Here is a 9,069-nt window from a genome sequence, read left to right as displayed (position 1 = left end):
CCGGTGCCGGCGACGCGGCGGTGTTCGCCGCCCGCGGTCCCGCCGGCCGCTGGCTGATCGGCGCCAGCCCCGAGCTGCTGGTCCGCCGGCGCGGCGATATCGTCACCTGCCATCCGTATGCGGGCTCGGCGGCCCGCCACTCCGATCCGGCCGCGGACCGGGCCGCCGCCGACTCCCTGGCCGCGTCGGACAAGGACCTGCGCGAACACGCCTTCGTGGTCGACGACCTGCGGGACCGGCTGGCCCCCCTGTGCACCGAATTGAGTGCACCGGCCCGGCCGTCCCTGATGGCCACCGGCGAGATGTGGCATCTGGCGACCCCGATCCGCGGGGTGCTGCGCGACCGCGATGTGACCGCCCTGGACCTGGCCGCCCTGCTGTCTCCGACCCCCGCCGTCTGCGGGACGCCGCGGGCGGCGGCCGCCCGGCTCATCGAAGAGCTGGAGGGTCCGCGCGAGTTCTACGCCGGCACCGTCGGCTGGTGCGATGCCGCCGGGGACGGCGAGTGGCTGGTGTCGATCCGCTGCCTGGAGCTGGCGACCGACCACCGGCACATCCGGACCTGGGCGGGCGGCGGAATCGTGACCGGATCCGACCCCGACGCCGAGGTCGCCGAGACCGATGCCAAATTCCGCACCGTGCGCCGGGCCCTGGGCGTGGACTCCGCACCCTGACGCACCGTTCTCGCTGTCCCGGCACCGGCGGCAGCCCGCGGCTCAGCCCAGGGCGTGGTCCAGATCGCGGATCAGATCGTCGACGTTCTCCAAGCCCACCGACAGCCGCACCATCGCATCGGTCAGCCCGATCGCGGCACGACCGTCCGGGCCCATCGCACGATGCGTGGTGGTCGCCGGATGGGTGATCAGGCTCTTGGCGTCGCCGAGGTTGTTGGAGATGTCGACGATCTGCAGCCCGTTGAGCACCTCGAAGGCCCGCTGCTTCCCGGTCAGCCCGGGTCGCTGCGCCAGCTCGAAGGTCACCACGGTGCCGCCGCCGGCCATCTGCCGGCGCGCCAGCTCGTACTGCGGATGCGAGGGCAGGTACGGATAGATGGCCCGGGACACCCGCGGATCGGCGTCGAGGAACTGCGCGATCGTCAGCGCGCTGGCCACCGACTGGTCCAGTCGCAGCTTCATGGTCTCCAGACCCTTGAGCATCACCCAGGCGTTGAACGGGCTCAGCGCCGGACCCAGGTGCCGCATCAGCTCGCGCACCGGACCGCTGATGAACTCCTGCGAGCCCATCACCGCACCGCCCATCACCCGGCCCTGACCGTCGATGTGCTTGGTGCCCGAGTAGACGATCACATCGGCACCCAGGTCGACGCCGCGCTGCAGCAGCGGGGTGGCGAAGACATTGTCGAGCACCACCGTGGCGCCGGCGGCGTGCGCCAGCTCGGCGACCGCGGCCACATCGACCAGGGTCTGCATCGGATTCGACGGTGTCTCGAAGAACACCGCCGTCGTCGGCTCCGACAGCGCCGCGGCCCACTGATCCAGATCCTCGCCGTCGACGAAGTCCACCTGCACACCCCAGGACGGCAGGATCTGGTTGCAGATCACGAAGCAGGAGCCGAACAGGCTGCGCGCGGCCACCAGCCGGTCGCCGCTTTTGAGTAGCGAGCCCAGCGCCACGAAGACTGCGGCCATGCCGCTGGCAGTGGCGAAGGCGGCCTCGGTGCCCTCGATCTGACGGAGTCGTTCGGTGAACATCTCCACCGTGGGATTGCCGTAGCGGGTGTAGACGAACCGCTTGTCCTCACCGGTGAAGGCACGCTCGGCGGCCTCGGCCGAATCGAAGACATAGCCGCTGTTGAGGTACAGCGCTTCGGAGGTCTCGAAGAAACCCGACCGCATCATGCCGCCGCGGACCGCGATGGTCTCCGGCGATACCCACTCAGGCAGGTCCTGACTCATTCGAGCACTCCTTCTACTGTTGCCTCCACGGCAGTCCTTCGGCGCGCCAGCCCGTCGATCCGCGATGCCCCTGGGCGTCGAGCGCACCTTCGAAGCCGTCAAGAATGTTGTACGCCTCGGTGATTCCGGCGGCGGTGGCGGCCTCGGCCGAACCGATCGAGCGGGCCCCCGAACGGCACAGGAAGTACACCGCGGCCTCGTCGCCGATCCCGGCTTCCCGCAGCTGTTCGACGAACCGCGTGTTCGGCAGTCCGCCGGGGAATCCGACCCATTCGACGAAGACCGTCTCCTTCCCCAGCGTCGAGACGTCGGGCACCCCCACGAACGACCACTCCGCCGACGTGCGGCAGTCCACCAGCACGGCCTTCGGGTCCTCGCGCAGGGCCTCCCACGCCTGCCGGGGCGTCACATCACCGGTGTAGCCCATGTCAGCAGACCTTCCACTCGTCGCCCTGACGCACCACGGTCACCGTGGTGGTCTGCTTGTCGTTCTCGGCCCGCTCGCGATGCCAGTGCACCACCACGCGGGCGGTGTCGCCCTGCATGTCCACATCCATCGACGGGATCACGATCTGCCCCTGCTCCTCGCGGACCTTGCGGTTCTCCTCGACGAACTCCGCGGCGGTCGGGAAGTCGGCGGCCTGCAGGTTCGCGGTGCACTGAGCGTTGCGGTACTGCTCGTAGTTGAGCGAGTTGCGCGCGGTGTAGGCGTCGTTGACCGCATACTGCACCAGGGTCGAGTCGTTCAGCCGCTCATCGGGCGGGCTGAAGACCGCGACCCCGACGACGATGGCCACCAGCACCCCGACCACGCCCAGGGCGATCAGAAACGGCCACCGGCTACGGTCGGGTTCGTCGTCACCGAACTCCTCGGCGAACTTCTGCGGATATTCCTCGTCCGGGCGGTCGTCCGGGAAATCGGCGCCGCCGGGCGTCTGCGTGCTCATAGCCGCTGATTCTATCGACCGCGCCCGCAGGGAGTCTGCGCGCATCCCCGCCAGTCGGGGAAGGCAGATCCTAGCCGGTCCGTCAAGAGTTTGCCGCAGAATGACCCTAGTGAGGGCAGCCTCAGACGGAAATTTTGGCCCGGGACGACCAGGGCATACCGTGGAACCACCTTGTCATCCAGTGAGGAAGCGACTGCCCATGTCTGAGAACAGCCGCCCGCTGCGCGTAGCCATCGTCGGCGCGGGTCCCGCCGGGATCTACTGCGCCGATGCCCTGATGAAGTCGGAGACCGCCGCCGCACGCGGCGTCAGCATCGACCTGTACGAACGGATGCCCGCTCCGTTCGGCCTGATCCGCTACGGTGTCGCTCCCGATCACCCCCGCATCAAGGGCATCATCACCGCCCTGCACAAGGTGCTCGACAAGCCGCAGGTACGCCTGCTCGGCAACATCGACTACGGCACCGACATCACCCTGGCCGACCTGCGCAAGCACTACGACGCCGTCGTCTTCTCCACCGGCGCCACCGACGACCGCGCCCTGGGGATCCCCGGGGTCGACCTGGACGGCAGCTTCGGCGCCGCCGAGTTCGTGGCCTGGTACGACGGCCACCCGGACTTCCCGCGCGAGTGGCCGCTGGAGGCCGAGAAGGTCGCCGTGATCGGCGTCGGCAACGTCGCCCTGGATGTGGCGCGTGTGCTGGCCAAGACCGGCGACGAGCTGCTGCCGACCGACATCCCCGACAACGTCTACCAGGGCCTCAAGGCCAACAAGGCCGTCGAGGTGCACGTCTTCGGCCGGCGCGGTCCGGCGCAGGCCAAGTTCACCCCGCTCGAACTCAAGGAACTGGACCACTCGCCGAACATCGAGGTGGTGGTCAATCCCGAGGACATCGAGTACGACGAGGGTTCGGCCGTGGCGCGCCGGACCTCCAAGATCACCGACCAGGTCGCCACGATCATCGAGAACTACGCGATCCACGAGCCCAAGGTCGGCGCGATCCACAAACTCTTCCTGCACTTCTTCGAAAGCCCGGTGGAGATCCTCGGCGAGGACGGCAAGGTGATCGGCCTGCGGACCGAGCGCACCGAGCTCGACGGCACCGGCAATGTGAAGGGGACCGGAAGGCACACCGACTGGGAGGTCGGCGCCGTCTACCGGGCCGTCGGCTACCTGTCCGACAACCTGCCGGAGATTCCCTTCGACAGCCAGGCCGGGGTGATCCCGAACGAGGCCGGTCGTGTCTTCGACGACGGCGCACACCTGACCGGCCTGTACACGACCGGCTGGATCAAGCGCGGCCCGGTGGGTCTGATCGGCCACACCAAGGGCGACGCCAACGAGACCGTCGAGTGCCTGGTCGAGGACATGGTCAACGGCGCACTGAACACCCCCGAAACGCCGGACGAGTCGGCGATCATCGAGCTGCTGGAGTCGCGCCAGATCCCGTACACCACCTGGGACGGCTGGTACCGCCTCGACGAGTACGAGCGCGGCCTGGGCGCCGCCGAAGGACGCGAACGCAAGAAGGTGGTCGAGCGTCACGAGATGCTCGCCGCCTCCGAGCCGGACAAGATCTGACCCACCAGCGTCTGACCCACTAACGACGCCGGCCCGCTTCCCCCGGGAGGAAGCGGGCCGGCGTCGTTCGGTTCAGTGCTCCGTCACGGATTGGGCTGAACGCGGCGCACGTTCTGCCAGTAGCCGACGTTGTTGAACGGGTTCTCCACCTGGTCACCGATGGTGTACCCGGAGATCGAAGCCGGCCAGCAGCCCTTCCAGGTGTTGGTCACGGTGATCGCGGTCTGCCCCGGCTTCAGCTCGCCGGCCTTGGTCTTCTTGTCCTTATTGGCCGGCACCATCTTCGTCGCACCACCGAACTCGGTGACGGTCACCCCGGTCATGGTGCTGCCGCCGACGTTCGTCACGCCCAAGAAGCGCTTCATCTGCCACACGGGACCGGAGTTCCAGTTCGGTCCCCACGCCTTGAATTCACAGTTCACGCCGCCGATGATCTGCAGGTCGCCGGGTCCGGCGGCCTGGGCGGGTGCGGGCGCCAGCAGCGCACCGGCACCGACGGTGCCGGCCGCGGCGACGGCGACCGCGGCTCGTTTCAGGGTCTTCTTCATCATCAGATCCTTTCGTTTCAGCGATCCCCGATCGGGACGCGCGAGGGCGGGCAGGGCAACCGGACCGGTTACCGCAAAACCTCGGGGGGTCAGCTCACATGGTGCCAACCCTTGCCTTGGTTATCGCCCGGATCAGACCGATACGTTACGAATTCGCTCCGGCGTCCGTGACCTGGCAGCGCTATCGCCGACCACCCACCATCGACCACAATCGGTAGTTAGGTAAGCTTTCCCTTTGTGAAGAAGGCCTTCGGCGCGCTCGCTCTGGGCGTGCTGCTGGCCGCTCTGTGTCTGGCCTCCCTCGCGGTCGGTTCGGGGCTGGGTGTGCACGACCTGTCCTATACGACGGTGTTCGAGGCGCTCACCGACCGGGCCGCGGTCGACCCGGAGCTGGTCAAACTGGTCGACAACCGTCTGGTGCGCACCGGACTGGGGCTTTCGGCGGGCCTGGCGCTGGGGGCCGCCGGCGCCCTGACCCAGGGGCACACCCGCAACCCGCTGGCCGACCCGGGTCTGCTCGGCATCAATGCCGGTGCCGCCTTCGCCGTGGTGACCGTCGTCTTCATCGTCGGTGCCACCAGTCCCCTGATCGGCGCGGTCGCCGCACTGGGCGGCGCCGCCGTGGCCGCACTGGCGGTGTTCGCACTGGCGAATCTGTCCGGCGGCACCCCGATCACCCTGGTGCTGGCCGGCACCGGTCTGTCGGCGTTCGGGATGGCCATCACCTCGGCGATCGTGCTGAGCGACGGCGCCGCCCTGAACGTGTGGCGCACCTGGAACGTCGGCGCTTTGGCCGGCCGCGGCCCCGAGGTGCTCTGGGCGACGCTGCCGTTCATCGCCGTCGGCCTGGTCCTGGCGCTGGCCGGCGGCTGGTTCCTGAATCTGCTGAGTCTGGGGGACGAGATGGCCACCGCGCTGGGCGGGCGTCTGCTGCTGATCCGGCTGACCGGGATCGCCACCATCGCCCTGCTGGCCGGCGCCGCCACCGCCGCATGCGGCCCGATCGTCTTCCTGGGTCTGGTGGTTCCGCATCTGGCGCGGGCGGTCGTGGGCCCGGACTACCGGTGGATCGTCCCCTATTCGGCGCTGATCGGCGCAGTCCTGCTGCTGGCCTGCGATGTGCTCGGCAGGGTGCTGGCCCGGCCCGGGGAGATCCCCGTCGGGGTGATGCTGGCGCTGGTCGGCGGTCCGGCTCTGATGCTGATGGTCCGGCGCCGGAGGTTGCCCGCGGTATGAGACGACAGACGGAGTTCTCGTTCGGGCCGGTCGCCCTGACTCTGGACCGGCGGTTGCTGCTGGTCGGCACGGGTCTGGCGGTCGCCGCGGTCGCCGCCTTCCTGGTGTCGATCGCGATCGGCTTCACCTCTCCGGTCGATGTGGCCCGCATCCTGCTGGGCGGGGGCACCCGCGCCGAGAACGTGGTGGTGTTCGACGACGCGCTGCCCCGGGCCCTGGTCGCCGCCCTGGTCGGTTTCGGTCTGGGTCTGGCCGGTGCGCTGACCCAGACGATCACCCGCAACCCCCTGGCGACCCCGGATCTGCTCGGGATCACCGCCGGGGCCGGCTTCGGTGCGGTCCTGGCGATCACCACCACCGGCTCCTGGGCGGCCGGTCGCGGGGTGGGCACGGCGGCCCTGCTCGGCGGCCTGGCGGCGGCCGCGGTGATGTACCTGCTCAGCCTCCGGCGCGGCAGCGATGTGGGGATGTCGACCCTGCGGCTGATCCTGATCGGGGTGGGCCTGACCTGGATGCTGCAGGCGCTGACCGGATATCTGCTGGTGCGCGCACAGGAGTGGGATGCCGCCCGCGCTCAGCGCTGGATCGTCGGCTCGGTGTCACTGGCCACCTGGCAGGTGGTGCCGGCCGCGGCTGCGGCGGTGCTGATCGGCCTGGGCTGGGCGGTGGTGGCCGGACGTGATCTGCGGGCCCTGGGGCTGGGACAGGATCTGGCGCGCAGCCTGGGCGTCCGGGTCGGGCCGATGACGGCGGGCACCCTGCTGGTGGCCGTCGTCGTGGCCTCCCTGGCGGTCTCGGCGGCCGGTCCGATCGCCTTCGTCGGGCTGCTGGCACCGCAGATCGGCATGCGCCTGACCGGCACCGCCCAGCCCACACCGGTGGCCGCGGGCTTCACCGGAGCACTGCTGGTGCTCGCCGCCGACATCGTGCTGCGCACCGTACTGCCGGCCGGTCTGCCCGTCGGTGTGGTGACCGCGGCCGTCGGCGGCCCCTTCCTGATCTATCTGATGGTGCAGGCCTCCCGAAAGGCGACCGCATGACCCGTTTACTCGCCGAAGACCTGTCCGTGGGGTACGACGGCCGCATCGTCGTCGCCCACCAGAGCCTGGCCGTCCCGGACGGGGCGATCACCACGATCATCGGCCCGAACGGCTGCGGCAAGTCGACGATGCTGCGCGCACTGGCCCGCCTGCTGCCCGCCCAGACCGGGGTGGTGCGGCTCGACGGCGCCGATATCCGCACACTCCCGCCCCGGCAGGTCGCCCGCACCCTGGGGCTGCTTCCCCAGCAGCCGGTCGCCCCCGAAGGCCTGCGGGTCGCCGATCTGGTGGCGCGCGGCCGCCACCCGCATCAGAGCTGGTACCGGCAGTCCTCGGCCGGGGACAGCCGCGCGATCGCGCGCGCCCTGGAACTGACCGGCACCACCGACCTGGCCGACCGCCCCCTCGAGGCGCTCTCGGGCGGGCAGCGTCAGCGGGTCTGGATCGCGCTGACCCTGGCGCAGGAGACCGATCTGCTGCTGCTCGACGAGCCGACCACCTATCTGGATCTGGCGCATTCGATCGAGGTGCTGGATCTGGTGCACGACCTGAAGACCCGGCACGGCAAGACCGTCGTCATGGTGCTGCACGACCTGAATCTGGCGGCCCGCTACAGCGACCACATCGTGGTGATGTCCGACGGCGAGGTGATCGCCGAGGGCACCCCGGCGCAGATTCTGCGGGCCGAGCTCCTCGAGCGCGCCTTCGGGCTCACATCGGTCATCGTCGACGATCCGGTGTCCGGCGGGCCTATGGTGGTGCCCGTCGGCACCGCACGCGGCTGAGGGCGCACCTCCTTCGGCGCGGACCGGCCACCGACGGTGCCCGCCGTCCATCGGCGGCAGTCATCCATCCAGGCAAAGGGAGCCATGTCCGAGTATCTGCAGAACAAAGTCATTCTGATCACCGGCGCCGGCAACGGTTTCGGCCGGCTGATCGCCGAGAAGTGCGCTGCCGGCGGTGCCCGGGTGGTCGGTGTGGATGTCGACGACCAGGCGCTGGCCACCGTCTTCGAGGCGATCACCGCCGCCGGCGGGCAGGGTCTGGGGATCGCCGCCGACGTGACCGACCGGGCCGCGCTCCGGGCCGCGGTGGCCCGGGCGATCGACGCCTTCGGCGCGGTCGACGTCCTGGTCAACAACGCCGGGGTGATGCCGCTGGCCTACTTCTCCGACCACGGGGCCGCCGCCGACAAGTGGGACCGCGCCATCGACATCAACATCAAGGGCGTGATCAACGGCATCTCGGCCGTCTACGACCAGATGATCGCCCAGGGCCGCGGTCAGGTGGTCAACATCTCCTCGATCTACGGCAACGCCGGCATCGCCGGTTCGGGCGTCTACAGCGCCACCAAGGCCGCCGTCACAGTCCTGTCGGACTCGCTGCGCATCGAATCCAAAGGCAAGATCAAGGTCACCACCGTCAAACCGACCGGGGTCACCGGCACCAACCTGGCCAGCTGGATCGTCAACGACACCGCCATCTACGGGATCGTCGGCCAGCGGGCCGCCGAATACACCGAGCACGTCACCGGCATGGTGCGCGGCACCCTGCCCGAAGCCCTCACCGACGACGATTCCATCGCCTACTGGCTGATCTCCCCCGAGGAGCTGGCCGACGCCGTGGTCCACGTGATCGACCAGCCGTGGGGCATCAGCATCAGCGATATCACCGTGCGCGCCAGCGGCGAGGACTACCTGTACTGATCGGCCCAGCCGACCGGCCTACCGCGGCGGGGGCGGCGGAACCGGCGGGCGGGAACCGGCCGGACCGGCGGGTCCCACGGGTCCGCGCGGCGGC

At 69.7% G+C, this 9,069-nt stretch carries 10 protein-coding genes; 6 read left to right on the top strand and 4 right to left on the bottom strand.

Translation table 11 applies throughout. The features are described 5' to 3' along the window. The coding region (locus GOHSU_RS15970) for an isochorismate synthase (protein WP_005944319.1) at window positions 1-674 on the top strand (674 nt) is incomplete at its 5' end. A gap of 42 nt (window positions 675-716) precedes the next feature. Here GOHSU_RS15970 and GOHSU_RS15965 read toward each other — a convergent pair. The 3 genes from GOHSU_RS15965 to GOHSU_RS15955 are packed head-to-tail and all read right to left on the bottom strand — an operon-like array spanning window position 717 to window position 2,863. Beyond that, window positions 717-1,916: an O-succinylhomoserine sulfhydrylase gene (locus GOHSU_RS15965; RefSeq protein ID WP_005944316.1), complete on the bottom strand. Its 1,200-nt coding sequence runs from the start codon at window positions 1,914-1,916 to the stop codon at window positions 717-719. A 13-nt stretch (window positions 1,917-1,929) separates the two neighbouring features. Continuing rightward, a complete protein-coding gene (locus GOHSU_RS15960; RefSeq protein ID WP_005944313.1) occupies window positions 1,930-2,343 on the bottom strand; it encodes a rhodanese-like domain-containing protein in 414 nt (137 codons plus the stop codon). A gap of 1 nt (window position 2,344) precedes the next feature. Beyond that, window positions 2,345-2,863, bottom strand: a complete 519-nt coding sequence (locus GOHSU_RS15955; RefSeq protein ID WP_005944310.1) for an Rv0361 family membrane protein — start codon at window positions 2,861-2,863, stop codon at window positions 2,345-2,347. 199 nt (window positions 2,864-3,062) lie between these two features. Here GOHSU_RS15955 and GOHSU_RS15950 point away from each other — a divergent pair, with 199 nt between their 5' ends. Further along, window positions 3,063-4,445: an FAD-dependent oxidoreductase gene (locus GOHSU_RS15950; protein ID WP_005944307.1), complete on the top strand. Its 1,383-nt coding sequence runs from the start codon at window positions 3,063-3,065 to the stop codon at window positions 4,443-4,445. 83 nt (window positions 4,446-4,528) lie between these two features. On the opposite strand, the gene GOHSU_RS15945 is transcribed toward GOHSU_RS15950, so the two are convergent. Further along, window positions 4,529-4,993, bottom strand: coding sequence for a hypothetical protein (locus GOHSU_RS15945; RefSeq protein WP_005944304.1), 465 nt, complete (start codon window positions 4,991-4,993; stop codon window positions 4,529-4,531). A gap of 237 nt (window positions 4,994-5,230) precedes the next feature. Between GOHSU_RS15945 and GOHSU_RS15940 the strand changes: the two genes are divergently transcribed. The 4 genes from GOHSU_RS15940 (at window position 5,231) to GOHSU_RS15925 (ending at window position 8,975) form a co-directional block, all read left to right on the top strand. Then, window positions 5,231-6,229 carry a FecCD family ABC transporter permease gene (locus GOHSU_RS15940; RefSeq protein ID WP_005944302.1) on the top strand — a complete coding sequence of 333 codons (999 nt, stop codon included), beginning with the start codon at window positions 5,231-5,233 and terminating at the stop codon, window positions 6,227-6,229. Beyond that, window positions 6,226-7,269 (top strand): FecCD family ABC transporter permease, encoded by a 1,044-nt coding sequence (locus GOHSU_RS15935; RefSeq protein ID WP_005944299.1) that lies wholly within the window; start codon window positions 6,226-6,228, stop codon window positions 7,267-7,269. The genes GOHSU_RS15940 and GOHSU_RS15935 overlap by 4 nt, the downstream gene beginning before the upstream one ends. Then, window positions 7,266-8,054 carry an ABC transporter ATP-binding protein gene (locus GOHSU_RS15930; protein ID WP_005944296.1) on the top strand — a complete coding sequence of 263 codons (789 nt, stop codon included), beginning with the start codon at window positions 7,266-7,268 and terminating at the stop codon, window positions 8,052-8,054. Before GOHSU_RS15935 ends, GOHSU_RS15930 begins: the two co-directional genes overlap by 4 nt. Window positions 8,055-8,138: 84 nt before the next feature. Then, the gene (locus GOHSU_RS15925; protein WP_005944291.1) at window positions 8,139-8,975 is read left to right on the top strand and encodes an SDR family oxidoreductase; all 837 of its coding nucleotides are present in this window, start codon (window positions 8,139-8,141) and stop codon (window positions 8,973-8,975) included. Window positions 8,976-9,069 lie beyond the last annotated feature (94 nt).

The organism is Gordonia hirsuta DSM 44140 = NBRC 16056 (assembly GCF_000333015.1).
GTDB lineage: Bacteria > Actinomycetota > Actinomycetes > Mycobacteriales > Mycobacteriaceae > Gordonia > Gordonia hirsuta.
Note: the sequence above shows the minus strand (reverse complement) of the source record. Positions and strands in the feature narration are given on the sequence as shown.

Excerpts from the sequence above, each read along its gene's own strand:
- GOHSU_RS15925 (WP_005944291.1), top strand. The coding sequence starts at position 8,139 with ATGTCCGAGTATCTGCAGAACAAAGTCATTCTGATCACCGGCGCCGGC.
- GOHSU_RS15930 (WP_005944296.1), top strand. The coding sequence starts at position 7,266 with ATGACCCGTTTACTCGCCGAAGACCTGTCCGTGGGGTACGACGGCCGC.
- GOHSU_RS15935 (WP_005944299.1), top strand. The coding sequence starts at position 6,226 with ATGAGACGACAGACGGAGTTCTCGTTCGGGCCGGTCGCCCTGACTCTG.
- GOHSU_RS15965 (WP_005944316.1), bottom strand. The coding sequence starts at position 1,916 with ATGAGTCAGGACCTGCCTGAGTGGGTATCGCCGGAGACCATCGCGGTC.
- GOHSU_RS15950 (WP_005944307.1), top strand. The coding sequence starts at position 3,063 with ATGTCTGAGAACAGCCGCCCGCTGCGCGTAGCCATCGTCGGCGCGGGT.
- GOHSU_RS15960 (WP_005944313.1), bottom strand. The coding sequence starts at position 2,343 with ATGGGCTACACCGGTGATGTGACGCCCCGGCAGGCGTGGGAGGCCCTG.
- GOHSU_RS15955 (WP_005944310.1), bottom strand. The coding sequence starts at position 2,863 with ATGAGCACGCAGACGCCCGGCGGCGCCGATTTCCCGGACGACCGCCCG.
- GOHSU_RS15945 (WP_005944304.1), bottom strand. The coding sequence starts at position 4,993 with ATGAAGAAGACCCTGAAACGAGCCGCGGTCGCCGTCGCCGCGGCCGGC.